This window comes from Streptomyces sp. NPDC047971 (assembly GCF_040653355.1).
Lineage (GTDB): Bacteria > Actinomycetota > Actinomycetes > Streptomycetales > Streptomycetaceae > Streptomyces.
On record NZ_JBEZNW010000001.1, the window covers coordinates 303,901 to 320,394 of the forward strand.

The following is a 16,494-nucleotide window of genomic DNA, read 5'->3' on the forward strand; positions in this document are numbered from 1 at the left end:
GGAAGTGAGGAGGAGGTGGCGGGAGATGCGGAACGGATCACCGGTCGCGACCGATCCCGAGCGGGTCTTCGACGATCTGCGCGGTGTCGCCGCACGGGTGCGCGGGCACCTGGAGGCGGAGATCTCCGAGTCGGTGGAGGAGCTGCCGCCGGACGAGGCTCCGGCGGAGCAGATCTCCCGCTTCGCGCAGGAGGAACGGGCCCGTGTGCTGGAGGCGGGCGTCACCGGACTCGAGAAGCTGGCCGGTGGCCGCGCCGACGAGATCGACGAGGACGAGTACTTCGGGGTGGAGGCGATCGTCCTGCTGGAGGGCAGGCCGGCGATCCTGGTGCAGGGACAGGACTTCGCCCCGCAGGACGGTGACTGGTCCGTGCTCGACGCGGGCCGGGAGGCGATCCGCGAGTCGATCGCGCGCGTGGGCCGTGTCGAGGTGACCGGCCACCCGAGTCTGGACTGGGTCGGGACGGCCTTCCTGGTGGGTCCGACGACCGTGATGACCAACCGGCACGTGGCCGTCGAGTTCACCCGCGCCGAGAACGCCGGCTGGTCCTTCCAGCAGGGCATGTCCGCACGCGTCGACCCGGGCGAGGAGCTGTCCGCGGCGCCGGAGCCGGTCGCCGGCCCGCCCCCGTACGAGGTCACCGAGGTGATCGGCGTCCATCCGGAGGTCGACATGGCGCTGCTCCGCGTCGCCCCGCCCGACGGGGGCACGCTCCCCACCCCGCTCGCGGTCGCCGCCGACGCACCCGCGAATGTCCCCGGCAGGCCGGTGTACGTGATCGGCTACCCGGCCTGGGACGGCCGGCGCAACGAACCCGAGTCGATGCGCCGGATCTTCATGGACGTCTACAACGTGAAGCGCCTCCAGCCCGGCACGGCTACCGAGTTCACCCCCGGCGGCCAGGTGATGAAGCACGACTGCTCGACCCTGGGCGGAAACAGCGGCTCCCCGGTCCTCGACCTGACGGACCATCGCGTCCTCGGCCTGCACTTCGGCGGCCGTTACCGCCTCGGCAACTTCGCCGTACCGCTCTGGGAGCTGATCGACGACCCCCTGCTGGCCCGCGCCGACGTCAACTGGGTCTGAAGCGCGTCCCCGCACGATCACCCGAGTCCCGGCACGAGCCCGTCGCAGCTCCCCGGCGAATCCCCACAGGAGCCTCACACGGGCTGCGCACAGCCTTTCGAGGGCTTCGTTAGCGTTGCGTGGCGCTCGATCCCGTTCGCGAACGCGACCGAACCGCGGCCCGGTGGGTCGGCGGCACGTCAACTCAGGAAGACCCGAGATGGACTACTGCTCCTCGTGTCGCCGGCATCTCAACGGTGCCCTGGTGTGCCCCGGGTGCGGCGCCTACGCCCCGGACATCGCCCCGGTCACCGACCACGGCCGCTTCGTGCCCGCCTCGCCCGCGGCGGCGCCCCTCGCCGGCCACGACGAGGTGCCGTGGCCGGACATGGCCGGGGATCCGACGGGTGAACCGCCCTCGCCCGACGGGCGCGCCGCGCGGCGACGCCAGCGTGAGCGCTGGCGCAAGAGCAGGCGCCGGGCGGTGGTGGCGACCGCCTTCGCCCTGGTGGGCGGCGGTCTGACGGTCTCGGCGATGGACCGGCAGGGGGGCGATCGGGCGCAGGCGGCCACGGCACCGGAGGACCCGGGCACGGGCACCGACGCGGAGACGGCACAGGACCCGCGCCCGACCGCGATACCGCCCGCCCCACGGGACACCGCGCCCCCGGCGTCCACGCAGCCGTCCGCGCCCGGCGTCTCCCGGCAGCAGCACACCACGGCCTCCCTCCGCACCACCGTGCCGGCGCCCCGGCCGGAGACGACCTCCGCGCCGCGCACGACGGTCACGCCCGCTCCGCGGGGCCGGACCGGCTCGCCCGGCTCCGGACCCGCGAACACCGGGCCGGCGGACACGAGCCCCGCGCGGACGCAGGCTCCGGCGGCCCCGGAAGGGGCCGACGGATCGGACGAGGTCCCGGCGGATTCGGGAGCGTCGCAGCCGGGGACCGTGCCGACGGCTCCGGCCGAGGCGTCTCCGCCGGAGCTCTGCCTGCTCGTGGTCTGTCTGAACCTCTAGAGCCCCGGTACGGAACGCGGTTCAGAGCAGGTCGACCGCCCGGGCGGGGTCGTCGTCGAGGAATCCGCCCGACTGGTGCTGCCACAGCTTCGCGTAGGCACCGTCCGTCGCGAGCAGTTCCTGGTGCGTGCCCTGCTCCACGATCCGTCCCCGGTCGAGGACGACCAGCCGGTCCATGGTGGCGACGGTGCTCAGGCGGTGGGCCACCACGAACGCCGTCCGGCCCTCCATCAGCCGCCACAGCGCGTCCTGGACGAGGATCTCGCTCTCCGAGTCCAGCGCGCTGGTCGCCTCGTCGAGGAGCAGGATCGGCGCGTCCCGCAGGATCGCCCTGGCGAGCGCGACGCGCTGGCGCTGCCCGCCGGAGAGCTTCACGCCACGCTCGCCGACCATGGTGTCGAAGCCCTCGGGAAGCGCGTCCGCGAACTCCGTGACGTGGGCCGCCTCCGCCGCTCGCCGGATCTCGGCGTCGGTGGCGTCCGGCCTGGCGAAGGCGATGTTGTCCCGCAGGGTCCGGTGGAACATCGCCGGATCCTGCGGCACATAGGCGATCATGCCGCGCAGATCGGCCTGGGAGAGCCTGCTGATGTCCTGACCGCCGATCAGGATGCGGCCGGCGTCGATGTCCGTCATGCGCAGCAGCAGCCGGGTGAGCGTGGTCTTGCCCCCGCCGGACCGGCCGACGAGACCGACCTTCGCCCCGCTCGGCACGGCGAGGTCGAGCCCCTCGAAGAGCGGCTGCCCGCCGCCGTGCGCGAAGGTCACCCGCTCGAAGCGGACGTCGGCGGTCTTCTCCGGACTGAGCGGCTCCGGATGCACCGGGTCGAGCACGGTCGACGGCGTCAGCAGCAGCTCCGTGAACTGCGCGGCCTCCGTCATCGAGCTCTCCATGCGGCGGTAGATCTGGTTGAACTCGAACATGATCCGCGTCGCGTTGGCGTAGTAGGTGAAGGTGACGATGATCGCCTCCACGCCGTGGTCGCCCGCGCCGAGCACGAGGGCGAGCAGCAGACCGAGGGTGTTGGTCAGGACGGACATCGGCGCGACCAGCGTGTCGATGCGCAGGTTGCCGTAGTCCCATGAACGCAGCGTGAGGCGGCGCGACTCCGCGACGCGGGACCGGTGTTCGGCGGCCTCACGCTTCTCGGCGGCGAAGGCCCGGACCGTGTCCATGTTCATCAGGCTGTCCGCGACGTGCCCCGACACCCGGGCGATCGCCTCCTCGCGCTGGGCGACGAGTGCCTGACGGCGGCGGATCAGGGGCGTCACGCAGAGCGCCGCCAGTGTGATCATCACGAGCAGCCCGACCACGAGCAGCGGTGCGTACTGCCAGAGCACCACCGAGGCGAAGACCAGGGGCACGAAGCTGCCCATGACCGAGAAGGTCAGCGTGTCGACGAACTCCTCGAAGCGGGAGGCGAAGCTCAGCACCCGCTTGGTCAGCGATCCGGCGAAGTTGTCGTGGAAGAACGCGGCGTCCTTGGCGAACAGTTCGTCCATGCCGATGACGTACAGCTGCTCGATGCCGCGGGCGTCGAGGCGGTTCAGGCAGTGCAGCCCGATGCGCCAGAGCAGCTCGGCGAGGAGCAGCACGCCGGCGAAGCCGAGGACGTACGGCAGCATCGCGCCGATGTCGGTGTGCCGGCCGCCGCCGACGATCCGGCCGACGAGTTTCGCGACGACGAGCGGCGCGATGTAGAAGATTCCGATGTTGCCCAGTGCCGGGAGCAGCATGGCGGGCAGCGTCAGCCATCGGAGGCGGGCCAGCTCCCGCCCGTAGTAGCGAAGTGCGAGGAGGACCGGACCCCTGCCCGGCGAACCCTTGCGCGATTCTGGCAATCCCATCCCAACCCTGCTTTGTCGGACCTGTAGGACAGGATCCGCAGTGTCCCGTGGGGGCGACCGCGCGGTCCAAGCGTTTTTTCTAGCCATCCACCGTCGCGGGGGTCGGGCCGTCGGGGCGGACGGTGATGCCGTAGGCCGTCCGGGTCGGGGTGGACTGGAAGCGCGGAGTGTGGGCGGGCAGCAGGTGTTCGAGGAGGACGGTGGACTCGCGGAGGGCGAACTGCAGGCCGAGACAGGCCCGGGGACCGATACCGAACGGGAGGTAGCCCCCCGGGTCTGCCGGTCGCCTTCCGGGGGTGGTGAAGCGTGCGGGGTCGAACAGCTCGGGGTCGTCCCAGAGTTCGGGGTCCCGGTGTGTGAGGTACGGGGAGACGAGTACGTCGGTCCCGGCCTCGATCTCGTATCCGGCCAGGAGGTCGTCCCGCGCCGCGCTGCGCGGCAGCATCCACGCGGACGGATAGAGGCGCAGCGTCTCGCTGACGAGCGCCTGCAGCGCCTGCCGCCGTTCGGGTGAACCGTCGGGACCCGCGGCGAGCGCCCGCTCCCGCGCGTGCGGATTCCGGTCCAACAGGAGGTGGAGCCAGGTCAGCGTGGTGGCGGTGGTCTCGTGACCGGCGACGAGGAGGGTGACCAGCTCGTCCCGGATCAGCCGGTCGGTGTACGCGGAGCATGTTCCGGCCGCCTCGACGAGGACGTGCAGCAGGCCGGGCCCCTCGGGTCCCGCATCGCCGTCGCGGACGGCGGCGATGGCGCGGCTCGCCACGGCGTCGATCCTCGCGAGCTCGTCGGCGACGGCACCCCGCGCGTCGGCCGAGTCGGCGGGCAGGCCGGGGAGCGCGGCCACCACCGTGGGGACGGCGGCCAGTTCGCGCTCCGTGCCGGGGTCGAGGGGGTGGCCGGTCAGGGACCGCCAGATGGTGTCCAGGGCGAACCGGCGCATCTCCTCGCCGACGTCGAAGACCTGCCCGGTGCGGGCGTACGCGTCCCAGCGCGCCGCGCCGGCCCGCGCGGCCGCGGTGATCCGCTGCTCGTAGCGGCGCATCCCCTTGCCGGTGAACTGGTTCTGCAGCAGCCGCCGTTGCCGCTGCCAGCTCGCGCCCGTGGCGGCCAGGACGCCGTCGCCGATGAGCAGTCGGGCGCGGTGCGAACGCTTGACGTAGCGCTCGGGGTGGAGCGCGAGCACGTGCCGCACGGCTTCGGGGGCGGTGACGAGGACGGTGGGGCGGGGGCCGAGCCGGAACGCGGCGACGCCGCCGAGGCGTTCACGGGCCTCGGCGAAGAGGTCGACCAGCTCCCCTCCCCCGGCCTGCCACCGCGCGACCAGGGCGGGGTCCAGTTCGGGAACCCGGCGCGCCGAGGGGGACGGGCTCGGAGGGGAGGAGGGGCGGGCGGGGGTGGCCACGGGTCTGCTCCTGTTCGGCGACGGCGCGTCGTCGCGCACTGTAGGGGTGCGGGCGCGAGGGGCGACAGACCGCCTCGGCACCGGGCGCCCTCCACCGGCTCCCGGCCCACGGTGGCCGGCTCGCGGCCGCCGGCTCACCGTTCCCCGCTCAGGGTCTCGGACGTGCCGAAGGGGCCGGGTCCTGACGGGCCCGACCCCTTCGGTCAGCGGTGCGACGGCCGGTCAGACCCGGTCGGCCGCGATGAGGACGTACTGGAACGAGCCGTCCTTGTAGGAGTTGATGAACGCCTCCTCGATCCCGGTGACCAGGGAGGACGTGGCGCGCAGCTCCCAGTACGGCAGCGTCTCGGGAGTCAGGTCGATGACGGCCTGCGGGACCAGCCGGTTGTCGGCCATGGCCCGCAGGTACTCACGGCGGGAGTGGATGTTGCACTCGAAGTGCGCGTTGATCTGGGAGACCCACTTCGAGGGCTGGCCGTAACGCGGGTTCCAGCAGCCGGTGATGGTCACGTAGCGGCCCCCGACCTCGAGAACGCGGGAGTGCTCGGCGAAGAGGTCCTCCAGGTCGACGTACATGCTCGACTCGTTGTTCCACGAGGCGGCGGCCGCGCCGGTCTCGAAGGGCATGTCGAGCATGTTGCACACGCGGGCGTTCACGTGGTCCTTGATGCCGAGCTCCTCGGCACGCCGGTTGGCGAACTCGGCCTGCTTGGCCGACAGGGTGACGCCCTCGACCTTGCATCCGAACCGCTGGTGCGCCATGACCATCGAGCCGCCCCGGCCGCAACCGGCGTCGACGAGCGTGTCGTCGCCGCCGATGGAGCCGAGGTGGTTCAGGAGGACCTCGGCCTGCGCCGACTCCAGTCGGTGGAGCTCGGCGATCAGCTTCTTCTCGTACTCGCTGTCCTCGGCGTTCCCGAGAGCCGCGTGATCGATGTCGCCGATGCCGTAGTGGTGGTGGTAAAGGCCGTCCACATCGCCGAGGCGCAGGTTCACCGGCCTGGCCTCGTTGTTCCAGTAACGGGCGATGTCACTCTGATAGGGCGTCGCCGGACCCGGGACGAAGGCGGAGATGCCGTTGACGGTGGTGAACTCGGTGCTGGTCACAGATGATTCCGTTCTTACCAGAAATCGGGCAGGCTGTATCGATAGGTGTTGGTCCGGTGCCAGTGGTGGTTGCCGTCGACCCACACGGCGACTCCCCGGAGGAAGCGCAGCACGCTCGGGACGGGGCAGGCGGCGGCGAGGGCTGCGGCTTCCGATTCGAAGTCGCGCATGAGGTCGTTGTGGACCTCGACCGCCTTGAGGTAGGCGTCCCGTTCGGAGAGCTCCTCGCGTTCGGCGAGCACCACGGGCAGGTTCAGGTGCCGGCCGGGGCCGGCGAGTTCCTTGGTGTACGAGTAGAGGTCGTTGACGATGGTGGTGGCGTTGCCGGCGAGCGCCAGGACGCGCTGCATGGCCGGCTGCGCGTGGAGGTCCGCGGGCAGTTCGTAGCCGCCGACGGTGTCCGTGATGGTGGGGCAGGGGCGGAAGTTGTTGAACTGCCGCATCGCCAGGTACTCCCACACCTCGGGCATGTGGTCCGTCTGGGCCCAGGCGCCTTCGGCGAGGTATCCCAGGTGCAGCCGGGCCATGTCGTGCCGGAACCGGTCCGCCTGGGAGGGCGTGGCCTGCCGTACGAAGTACTCCATGGCGGAGCGGTAGGCGCGCCGCGGGGCGTCCGCGTGGAGCGACTCCTCCCAATCCGGCTGGTACTCCTTCGTCGTGTGCAGGGGGTCGAGGGCGGTGTGCGCGAGCAGCAGGCGCCCGCCGAGGCCGATGGGCGAGCCGCCGTGGTCCTCGCAGTAGCAGTCGTCGACCGCGTTCTCCGCGACCATCAGCCGGGTGGCGATCATCAGGTGCTCGACGGTCGGGGCGTCAGGGTGGCAGGCGACCATGTAGCGGCCGACGGAGAAGCCGTCGAACTCGCCCTCCCAGTCCTCGGGATAGAGGTCGACCTCGTCCAGCGCCCACGCCTTGATGCGTCGGCTCACCTCCTCCACGCGCACCGGATCGGGCTCCGCTACGGGGTGGTGGTACAGGCCCGGGATCGGCATGCCCTCCACCGGGGCCTCGGGCGCGGGCGGCGCCGGCGGCTCCTCGCGCAGGCCCAGGTACAGGCCGGAGGTACCCAGTCCGGTCGGGCCGCGCAGGATCCGGTCCAACGCGGGGGTGGGCGGCGGGGGCGGGGTGTCGACGACGGGGTCCGTGACGGCGTCCGCCGCGACGGCCGCCTCGGCCGCGACGACGGATTCGAGACCGGTGGCCAGGGTTCGGGCGTGGTCGATGACGTGGGCCCCGAAGCCGGTCGCGGCCGCGGGCAGGCCCGACTGCAGAGGGGAAGGCCCCGGATCGGGCATCCGTAGCTCCTTGGTGAGGTGGGTGGGGGTGCCCGGAGCCCGGGCTGCTCGCCCTGCCCCGGTCCGGTCCGGGCCTGCGCGGCGCTCGGACGGGTGCTCTAGTCGTGCCTGCGGGCGATCTGCACGTTCTCCAGCACGCCGAGCGCGTTGGGCACGAGGATGGCGGCCGAGTAGTAGGTCGTGACCAGGTACGAGATGATCGACCGCTCGTCGATCCCCATGAAGCGCACCGACAGGCCGGGCTCGTACTCCTCCGGAAGCCCGGTCTGCCGCAGGCCGATGACGCCCTGGTTGTCCTCACCGGTTCGCATGGCCAGGATCGAGCTGGTGTTGTCCCTGCTGATGGGGATCTTGTCGCAGGGCAGGATCGGGACGCCGCGCCAGCCCAGCACCCGCTCTCCGTCGAGGTCGACGTGGTCCGGGTAGACGCCGCGGGCGTTGAGTTCGCGCCCGATCGCCGCGATGGTCCGGGGGTGGGCGAGGAAGAGCTTGGTTCCGCGCCGGCGGCAGAGCAGTTCGTCGAGGTCGTCCGGGGTGGGCGGGCCGGAGTGGGGCTGGATCCGCTGCTTGAAGTCGGCGTTGTGGAGCAGACCGAACTCGCGGTTGTTGATCAGCTCGTACTCCTGGCGCTCGCGCAACGCCTCGATGGTGAGCTTGAGTTGCTCCTCGGTCTGGTTCATCGGCCCGTTGTAGAGGTCGGCGACCCTCGTGTGGACCTTCAGGACCGTCTGGGCGACGGAGAGTTCGTACTCGCGCGGCGTGAGTTCGTAGTCGACGAAGGCGCCGGGCAGCGCGACTTCGCCGACGTGGCCGGCGGACATCGCGATCTCCGCCTCGCCGTGGCGGTTCTGGCGCTGCCGGGGCAGCGAGTTGAACCGCTGGAGATGGGCGTGGAGGCTCGGCGCCGTGGCCAGCACGGCGTCGAAGTCGGCGCGGGTCAGGGTGAGCAGGGTGCCGGCGGTCTCGGCGGTGGCGGTGTAGTCCCAGGTGCCCTGGCCGTCGAGGAGCGCGTGGTCACCGAACCGGTCGCCGTCGGCGAGGACGGCGACGGCGACCTGGTCGCCGTACTTGCCGACGGAGATCTGGTTGACGCGGCCGCGGGCGATCAGATGGATCTGCAGGGCGGGGGTGCCGCGTTCCACCAGCACCTCGCCGGCGCGGAAGTCCCGCTGGGCGCACCGGTCGGCGAGCGCGGTGAGGACCTCCAGGTCGTCGAACCCGCGGAGCATGGCCAGTTCGCCGAGTTCTCCGGGGATCACCCTGACGGTGGCGCCGTCCTGGACGAAGTCGATGCGACCGTCGCCCACGGTGTAGCTCAGCCGCCGGTTCACTCGATAGGCGCCGCCCTTGGTCTCCACCCAGGGGAGCATCCGCAGCAGCCAGCGGGAGGTGATCTCCTGCATCTGCGGGGCGGACTTGGTGGTGGTGGCGAGGTTGCGGGCAGCCGCGGTGCTGAGGGACTGCCGAGTCGGCTCCGGTCGCGCTTCCGCCCTGGTCTCAACGGTCATCGGGCGAGCTCTCCTTGGCAAGGGTGACGGACGGCGGACGCGCGCCGGCCACGAGTGAGGAAGAAAGGGGGACGAACCTCTGGGAATCCGTCCAGATCCCGGGGAACAGTAACGCCCGGTACGCCCGGCTCGCCGCGTACGGCCGTGGGTATTACCTCGAAACAGTGATCTTGTTCCACGGGGTGTTTATCGGGCCGAACGATGACATCCGGACCGCATGGCCGAGAGCGCACGCACCCGGGCCGGTCCGGCGCCTATTCCTCCGGGGGGACGCAGAGGACGGGGACCGTGGACATGTGCAGGAGCTTGTGGGGCGTCGAGCCGAGGAGGGCGCCGCGCATCGGGCTCTCGCCCCAGCTGCCGACCACGATGACGCGCGCGGAGTGCCGGCTCGCCGCTTCGATCAGGGCCTGGGCGGGCTTCTCGTCGATCACCTCGACGACGGTCGGCACTCCCGCCCGGTCGGCCTCGGTGACCGCGTGCTCCAGGCCGGTCCGGCCGGCCTGGCGGATGGCCTCGCGGTGGGAGGCGTACTCCTCGCCCGTCGGGCCCGGTGCGGCCGCGCCGTAGACCAGGACGAGTCGCTCGTCGAAGGCCGCCGCCACCTCGACCGCGATGCGCAGGGCCCGGGCGGCGCCGGGGGATTCGTCGTAGCCCAGAACGACCGACATCTCAGGACTCCTTGGCATGGCCGTGGCCGTGGACCAGCTCGGGGTCGGCCACGCTCGGGCGTTCGCGCCAGAAGGCCGGGGACCTCAGGCGCCACACGATCATGATGACCACACCGGCGACGGCGATGCCGATGCCGATGACCAGCGGCGGGCCGAGCCCGAACCACGAGGTGCCGCTGTAGGAGTTCTCCGGGTCGGCCATGTCGGAGACCGACCGCACCAGGAGCCAGGCCAGCAGTCCGGCACCGACCAGGGGGCCGAGGCCGATCAGCAGGAAGTTGTGGGCGCTCTCGAAGAGATGGCGCCGGTAGTAGACCGCGCAGGCCAGGCCCGTGAGCGCGTAGTAGAAGGAGATCAGCAGCGACAGCGCGGTGAGGGAGTCGAAGAGGGCGTTCTCGCTGATCTGGCTCACCACGAGGTACCAGGCGATGGCGATGCCGGCGACCCACCACGTACTGACGTCAGGGGTGCGGAAGCGCGGGCTGATGTGACTGTAGTGCGCGGGCAGCGCCCGGCGGCGCGCCATGGACAGGGCCGTGCGCGAGGCCGGGATGATGGTGGTCTGGGTGGAGGCGATGGCCGAGGTGGAGACGGCGAGCAGCAGGACCCAGTCCCAGCCGCCGAGGACGTCCCCGGCGAGCTGGGCGAAGATGAACTCCTCCTCGCCTGCGTTCTCCGACAGGAAGGTCGGACCGGCGTAGGCGACGACCGCGAATCCCACGGACACGTAGGTCACCAGGAGGACGACGGTCGACCAGAGGCCGGCCTTGCCGGGCGCGCTCGCGGAGTCCTTCACCTCTTCGGTGAGGTTGACCGCCGATTCCCAGCCCCAGTAGATGAAGACGCCGAGCAGCAATCCGCTGGTCAGCGCCGCCCCTCCGGCGCCGAACGGATTCAGCCAGCTGAACTCGGGTTCGACCGAGGGGTACTTGCTGGTGCCGTTGTAGACGGCGTAGAGGGCCACGCCCACGAAGATGAGCAGGCAGGCGACCTGGGCCAGGATGAGGACGTTCTGCACCTTCGCCGACAGCTCGGTGCCGATGACGCACACGGCCGTCATCACCAGGATGAGCAGCACGGTGAGGAGTTGACGGACGAAGGTGTTGTCCACCCAGCTGTCGAGCCCGAAGGCGAGGAGGGCGAAGCTCACGGCCACGTCGGCGAGCGAGCCGACGACCAGGACGCCGGTCATCGCGATGGCCCATCCGCCGAGCCAGCCGGCCCAGGGGCCCATGGCGCGCGTGACCCAGGAGAAGGTCGTGCCGCAGTCCTGGTCGACCTTGTTGAGGTAGTAGAACGCCGAGGCGATCAGCAGCATCGGGACGAACGACGCGAACATCACGCCGGGCGCGTAGATGCCGACCAGGGCGACGATCGGGCCGATGACGGCCGCGAGCGAGTACGCGGGAGAGGTGGAGTTGAGCCCGATGACGAGCGCGTCGACGAAGCCGATCGCGTTGGCCTTCAGACCCACGGGGCGCCCGGCGGGCGCGGAATCCTCTGCGGCCATGTCCCCTCGCTCCCGACGAGCCAGAACAGCGAGATCTACGAGTTCATCGTAGGAAGGCTCGACCCGACCTGCATGTGCAGACGGCCGATCGGGTCACTGCTCGCGCATGCCCCAGGGCGCCTGGTACTCCGTGAGCAGGTCGAGGAAGGGCTGCGGCGGCATCGCCTCGGGGCCGAGCACGCCACGGCCCTGCCAGGCGCCGGTCGCGACGAGTTCGAGCGCGGCCACGGGGTTGATCGCGGTCTGCCACACGACGGCCTGGGAGCCGTACTCCCGCATCGACCACTGGTTGTCGACCACGTGGTAGAGGTACACCTCTCGGGGCCGTCCGTCCTTGGTTCCCTTGACCCAGGTGCCCGCGCACGTCTTCCCGCGCATCCGGTCGCCGAGGGTCGCCGGGTCGGGCAGGCAGGCGGCGACGACGTTCCGCGGGGAGACGGCGACCCTGCCCGTGGCGCCTTCCACGCTCACCGGTTCCGTGCGGTCGAGACCGAGTTTGTGGAGGGTGCGCAGGACGCCGATGAACTCGTCGCCGAGTCCGTACTTGAAGGTGACGCGCCGCGCGTTCAGCCACCGTGGGACCAGGAGCACTTCCTCGTGCTCGACGTTCACGCACTCGACGGGGCCGATGCCTTCGGGGAAGTCGAAGACCTCCGGCTCGCTGAAGGGCGCGGTGGTGAACCAGCCGCGCCCCTCCTCGTAGACGACGGGCGGGTTGAGGCACTCCTCGATCGTGGTCCAGATGCTGAACGAGGGGGCGAAGTCGTACCCCTCGACGACGAGGTCGGCGCCGTCGCGGATGCCGATCTCCTCGATCTCGTCGAAGAGGGTGTCGGAGGCGTAGCGGGCGAAGACGTCCGAGAGGCCGGGCTCGACGCCCATGCCGACGAGGGCGAGTCGGTCCGCCGCCTCCCATTCGGCCGATCGGGCGAACTGCTCGTCCCCCAGCTTCACACCGCACTCCTCGTACGGGCGCGAGGGGTGCGGCCGGGACAGGGACATGGCCATGTCGAGGTAGTGGGCGCGCTCGGCGAGCGCGGCCTCGAAGAGGGGCAGTACGAACCGGGGGTCGGTGGCGTTGAGCAGGACGTCGCAGCGGTGTTCGGCGAGGGCGGCGCGCACCGCGTCCGTATCCGAGGCGTCGAGCCGAGCCGCCGTGAAGCGGCGCTCGTCCGGCCCGAGGGCGGCGACGGCCGACTCGGCCCGGGCCTGGTCGTAGTCGGCGACGACCAGGTGCTCGAAGAAGGATCGGCGGGCCGCGATCCTGGTGATCGCCGTACCCACACCTCCCGCCCCCACCATGAGGATGCGCATGGTGCAGCACTCCTTCGCTCCGCCTCGGGGCTCGGCCCGGTCGGCGGGAGATCGGCATCGGCGGACGAGGGGCGCGCGAGGCGCGTGTCCCTCGTCCCGATGATGACGTCAGGTCCGCACGGCGGCCACCGACGGCCCGACGCCTCCCACCAGGGCGCTTCGGGTCACCGGTCGCCGGCGCCGCCGGTCCGGACGCGGTGCGGGTGGGGGCCGGGCGGAGGAGGACCCCACGGGACGGTTCCTCCGCCGGGGGATTCCGCCCCTCGCCTTGACCTTCGAGTGGGGTGGAAGGTCTAGCGTCGAGTACATGAGCACGTACCGCATCTCGCAGCTGGCGGAACGCTCGGGCGTCCCGGCCACGACGCTGCGGTTCTACGACACGGCGGGGCTCCTGTCCGCCGCGCGAACCGCCTCCGGATACCGCGTGTACGGCGAGGACGCGGTCGAGCGGCTGGCGTTCATCTCCTCCGCGAAGCTGCTGGGCCTCGCCCTGGGGGAGATCCGCGACCTCCTGCGCGTCCGGGAGGAGGGGGCATGCGCCTCGGTCAGGGCCCGGATGCTGCCCCTGCTCGCCGACCGCATGAGGGAGACGACCGAGCGGGTCGCCGAGCTGCGCACCCTCTCCGATCACCTGGCGGAGGTCCACGCCGCGCTGTCGGGGCCGGCACCGGAGGGCCCGTGCGGGCCCGCGTGCGGCTGCACGACGGCCCGGCCCACGGAACCCGGGCCCGTACCGGTGGAGCTCCGGCCGATCGCCTCCGCGCCGGAACCGGGCGCGGAGGCGTGGCGGGACGCCCCGGTGAGCTGCACGCTCGACGGCCGGGAGCTGGGCGAGCGCACCGAGCGGTGGAGAGCGCTGGTCGCGAGGGCGCGGCAGCAGGAGACGATCGAGGACGGCCTGCGGTTCTCGTTCCCGGCGGACCCCGTCCTCGCGGGGCGGATCGCCGAGCTGGCGGTGGCGGAGCAGAGCTGCTGCGCGTTCTTCGACTTCACTCTGCACCTGACGCCCGACGGCCTCCGACTGGACGTACGCGCCCCGGAGGGCGCCTCCGGGATGGCGGCCGACCTGTTCGGGGCTCCCGTGTGACCGCCCCGGGGCGGTCACACGAGGCGGCCGGCCCCTCCGTCACGGCCGGTTCACCGGTGCGCGTGCGCGCTCAGCGCGCCCACCACGTTGAGGAAGAGGTAGGCGCCGAGCACGTAGAAGGCCACGCGCCATGCGGCGCCCCTCAGCTTCCACCTCTCGCCCGCCCGGTCCGTGCGGTGATCCTCGGTGTTCATGGCGGCTTCCCTCCAGGTCGCGTACGGGCGGATTTGACAGCCTCTCGCCAGAGTTTAAACTCGAACTCGAATCGAGATCTAATCGGCCCGCCGGTGAGTGAGCGGGCGAGATCGTCACACCCCTCCCGGGAGCGATCGTGATGAGCACCGAAGCCTGTGGCACCACCCGTCACGTCCCCCTCGAGGGGTACTCCCGCAGAGCGCGGACCTGGCAGAAGGCCAGCTGGAGCCGGGTCCTGCGGGAAGCGACCGTCGGAAGCCTGATCATGCTGATCCCGGCCCTGCTCCTCGGATTCTTCATCTCCTGGAAGATCGGCATCGCCGTCATCGGGGCGACCGCGGCGACGGCCACGCTCGCCTCGGTCTTCTTCGGCCTCCGGGGGCACGGCTTCGGGTGCTCCCTCAAGAAGGGCATCGTCCTGGCTCTGGGATGGTGGGAGCGGGTCTGAGGCGCGCACCGGTCCCCCGCGCCGAGCCGCTCCCACCGCCCCCTCCCTCACACCTCCGCGCGCGGCCGGGACGAACGGCGCCCGGCCACCTCCGCCGGCTTCCTGCTGCCCAGCCACCCGAGCAGGAAGGCGGCCGGGACCGAGACCACCCCCGGACTGTGGAGCGGGTACCAGTCGAGGTCCACGTCCGGCCAGAGCGCGTACGGAGTCCCGGAGACGGTCGGGGAGAACAAGGTGAGGACGGTGCAGAGCGCCAGTCCCCCGTACACCGACCACACCAGTCCCCGATGGTCGAACCGCGGCCAGAAGAAGGAGTGGACGAGCACCGGGAAGACACAGGTCGCCGCCACGCTCAGCGAGAAGGTGACCAGGAACTCGACGGGATAGCGGTGGACGGACGCGGACAGCGTCACCCCGCCCACGCACAGGACGGCGACAGCGGTACGGAGCGTCCACACCTGCCCCGTCTCGGAGAGAGGGCGCTTCGCCCGGGCGAGGACGTCGTGGGTGAGGCTGACCGCGGCGGCGAAGGTCAGGCTGCTCACCGCCGTCAGCACGGTGAGGAAGGCCACGCAGGCCACGACGGTGATGAGGACGACGCGCGCCGTGGACCCGTGGTCGAGGACGCCGGAGGCGAGCAGGATCGGGGCCGCCTGTCCGTTCGCGTCGACCGCCCCGATCGCCGCTCCGCCGACCACGGCCGCCGCGGCGAAACCGACCAGGACGAGGAGGACGTAGAAGACGCCCGTCAGCCCCGCGGCGATGCTCGTGGACCGTCGGGCCGCCTGCCCGTCGCGCGACGCGGCGACACGCAGGATCAGGTGCGGCATCATCGCCATGCCCAGGATCACGATGATGTGGTCGCTGATCGTGTTCAGCGGACCGAGGCCCGCCGTGTGCGCCCAGAGCCCCCGGCTCAGATACCCGTCCGGATTCGCGCTGCGCTCCACCGCGGCCGAGAGGAGGCCGGCGGGCTCCCACGAGAACTTCTTCAGGGCGAGCAGGGCGACCACCACGAGCGTCACGAGGGTGACGGGCACCTTGATCGCCTGGACGAAGCTGGTGCCTCGCAGGTCGGCCACCGCGGCGAAACAGGCCACGAGGCAGCCCATCAAGATGGTGCAGGCCACCTGTGCCGTGTCGCTCGACATGCCGATCAGCAGCGCGGCGCTGATCCCGGCGGCCCGTAGCTGGACGACGAGCAGCGGCACCGCGATGGCGAGGGTCACCACGGCCGCCGCGGTGCGGGGCCCCTGGCCCGAGGCCCGCAGGGAGAACAGTCCGCCGAGCGTGTAGTGACCGCTGTCCCGGATCCTGCGGGCGAGCAGGAGCAGGACACCGAGCCCGAGGACGCTGTCGACGGCGGAGGCCAGTCCGTCGTAGCCGAAGAGGGCGATCGCCCCCGAAGCCGCGAACAGGGTGACGACGGTGACGTACTCGCCCGCCAGGGCGAGGCCGTTGAGGAGCGGCGAGAGGGAGCGGTCGGCGGTGTGGAGCCTGTCCGGGCGTTCGTCCGGACTCGCGAGGGTGAAGACCCACAGCAGACAGAGCCCGATGAAGACCAGAAAGGCGCTGATCACGGGGGCACGGGCGGCCGGTCCGACCGGATCGAGTACGCCCGCGCCCAACAGGAGCGACGTCGTCACCGGGTCACCGCCCCCGGCTCCTGCCTCGCGGAGGCGGGGCTGGAGGACCTTCGCGGCTCGGCCAGGCGAGTGGACCGGTCCTCGTACCACCACACACTGCCGAGGAAGACGGCGAGTTGCACCAGGCCCCAGACGACGCCGAGCGTGAGCCGGCCGTACACCTGCACGGCGGTGAGCGCGGTGGAGCAGGACAGCACGACGCCGATGCCGAGGGGCACCGCGTTGAGTGTCAGGAACGTCCGCCGGACGTGCCGGCCGGCCGCGGCCGGGGCGGATGGGGAGCGCACGGAGCCTCCGGGCAGTGAGCGGGTGAGGGAAGCGGACGGGTACGGCGGATCGGCCAGGGGCCCACGCCGTGGCCGGTGGTGCGAACGGGGTACGGCGT

Annotated in this window: 15 protein-coding genes; 4 read left to right on the forward strand and 11 right to left on the reverse strand. The window is 71.5% G+C overall.

The annotated features are described in order from the left end of the window. The first annotated feature begins 25 nt into the window (after positions 1–25). Together AB0D99_RS01300 and AB0D99_RS01305 are read left to right on the forward strand one after the other, a co-directional pair. Positions 26–1,087, forward strand: a complete 1,062-nt coding sequence (locus AB0D99_RS01300; RefSeq protein ID WP_362355518.1) for a serine protease — start codon at positions 26–28, stop codon at positions 1,085–1,087. Between the two features lie 199 nt (positions 1,088–1,286). Beyond that, positions 1,287–2,084: a hypothetical protein gene (locus AB0D99_RS01305; RefSeq protein WP_362355520.1), complete on the forward strand. Its 798-nt coding sequence runs from the start codon at positions 1,287–1,289 to the stop codon at positions 2,082–2,084. 21 nt (positions 2,085–2,105) lie between these two features. Here the strand turns inward: AB0D99_RS01305 and AB0D99_RS01310 are convergent, their stop codons facing one another. The 8 genes from AB0D99_RS01310 to AB0D99_RS01345 all read right to left on the reverse strand — a co-directional run bounded on the left by AB0D99_RS01310 (position 2,106) and on the right by AB0D99_RS01345 (position 12,733). Beyond that, positions 2,106–3,929 (reverse strand): ABC transporter ATP-binding protein, encoded by a 1,824-nt coding sequence (locus AB0D99_RS01310; RefSeq protein ID WP_362355522.1) that lies wholly within the window; start codon positions 3,927–3,929, stop codon positions 2,106–2,108. Positions 3,930–4,008: 79 nt separating this feature from the next. Next, complete coding sequence (locus AB0D99_RS01315; RefSeq protein ID WP_362355524.1) at positions 4,009–5,331, reverse strand: cytochrome P450; 1,323 nt, start codon at positions 5,329–5,331, stop codon at positions 4,009–4,011. Positions 5,332–5,553: 222 nt separating this feature from the next. Continuing rightward, the gene (locus tag AB0D99_RS01320; protein WP_362355526.1) at positions 5,554–6,438 is read right to left on the reverse strand and encodes a geranyl diphosphate 2-C-methyltransferase; all 885 of its coding nucleotides are present in this window, start codon (positions 6,436–6,438) and stop codon (positions 5,554–5,556) included. Between the two features lie 14 nt (positions 6,439–6,452). Then, entirely contained in the window at positions 6,453–7,730 is a 1,278-nt protein-coding gene (locus AB0D99_RS01325; RefSeq protein WP_362355528.1) for a family 2 encapsulin nanocompartment cargo protein terpene cyclase, read from the reverse strand. 98 nt (positions 7,731–7,828) lie between these two features. After that, positions 7,829–9,238, reverse strand: a complete 1,410-nt coding sequence (locus tag AB0D99_RS01330; protein WP_362355531.1) for a family 2B encapsulin nanocompartment shell protein — start codon at positions 9,236–9,238, stop codon at positions 7,829–7,831. Between the two features lie 254 nt (positions 9,239–9,492). Beyond that, a complete protein-coding gene (locus AB0D99_RS01335) occupies positions 9,493–9,909 on the reverse strand; it encodes a universal stress protein (RefSeq protein ID WP_362355533.1) in 417 nt (138 codons plus the stop codon). Between the two features lies 1 nt (position 9,910). Beyond that, positions 9,911–11,419, reverse strand: coding sequence for an APC family permease (locus tag AB0D99_RS01340; RefSeq protein WP_362355535.1), 1,509 nt, complete (start codon positions 11,417–11,419; stop codon positions 9,911–9,913). A 93-nt stretch (positions 11,420–11,512) separates the two neighbouring features. Then, on the reverse strand, positions 11,513–12,733 hold the full coding sequence (locus tag AB0D99_RS01345) for a saccharopine dehydrogenase C-terminal domain-containing protein (RefSeq protein ID WP_362355537.1): 1,221 nt from the start codon (positions 12,731–12,733) through the stop codon (positions 11,513–11,515). Between the two features lie 307 nt (positions 12,734–13,040). Between AB0D99_RS01345 and AB0D99_RS01350 the strand changes: the two genes are divergently transcribed. Then, a complete protein-coding gene (locus AB0D99_RS01350) occupies positions 13,041–13,820 on the forward strand; it encodes a MerR family transcriptional regulator (RefSeq protein WP_362355539.1) in 780 nt (259 codons plus the stop codon). 50 nt (positions 13,821–13,870) lie between these two features. Here AB0D99_RS01350 and AB0D99_RS01355 read toward each other — a convergent pair whose 3' ends face one another. After that, positions 13,871–14,014: a hypothetical protein gene (locus AB0D99_RS01355; RefSeq protein WP_362355541.1), complete on the reverse strand. Its 144-nt coding sequence runs from the start codon at positions 14,012–14,014 to the stop codon at positions 13,871–13,873. A 140-nt stretch (positions 14,015–14,154) separates the two neighbouring features. Between AB0D99_RS01355 and AB0D99_RS01360 the strand changes: the two genes are divergently transcribed. Beyond that, positions 14,155–14,463 (forward strand): hypothetical protein, encoded by a 309-nt coding sequence (locus AB0D99_RS01360; RefSeq protein ID WP_362355543.1) that lies wholly within the window; start codon positions 14,155–14,157, stop codon positions 14,461–14,463. A 47-nt stretch (positions 14,464–14,510) separates the two neighbouring features. Here AB0D99_RS01360 and AB0D99_RS01365 read toward each other — a convergent pair whose 3' ends face one another. Next, positions 14,511–16,109 carry a transporter gene (locus AB0D99_RS01365; protein ID WP_362355545.1) on the reverse strand — a complete coding sequence of 533 codons (1,599 nt, stop codon included), beginning with the start codon at positions 16,107–16,109 and terminating at the stop codon, positions 14,511–14,513. Beyond that, entirely contained in the window at positions 16,106–16,396 is a 291-nt protein-coding gene (locus tag AB0D99_RS01370; protein ID WP_362355547.1) for a hypothetical protein, read from the reverse strand. The genes AB0D99_RS01365 and AB0D99_RS01370 overlap by 4 nt, the downstream gene beginning before the upstream one ends. Positions 16,397–16,494 lie beyond the last annotated feature (98 nt).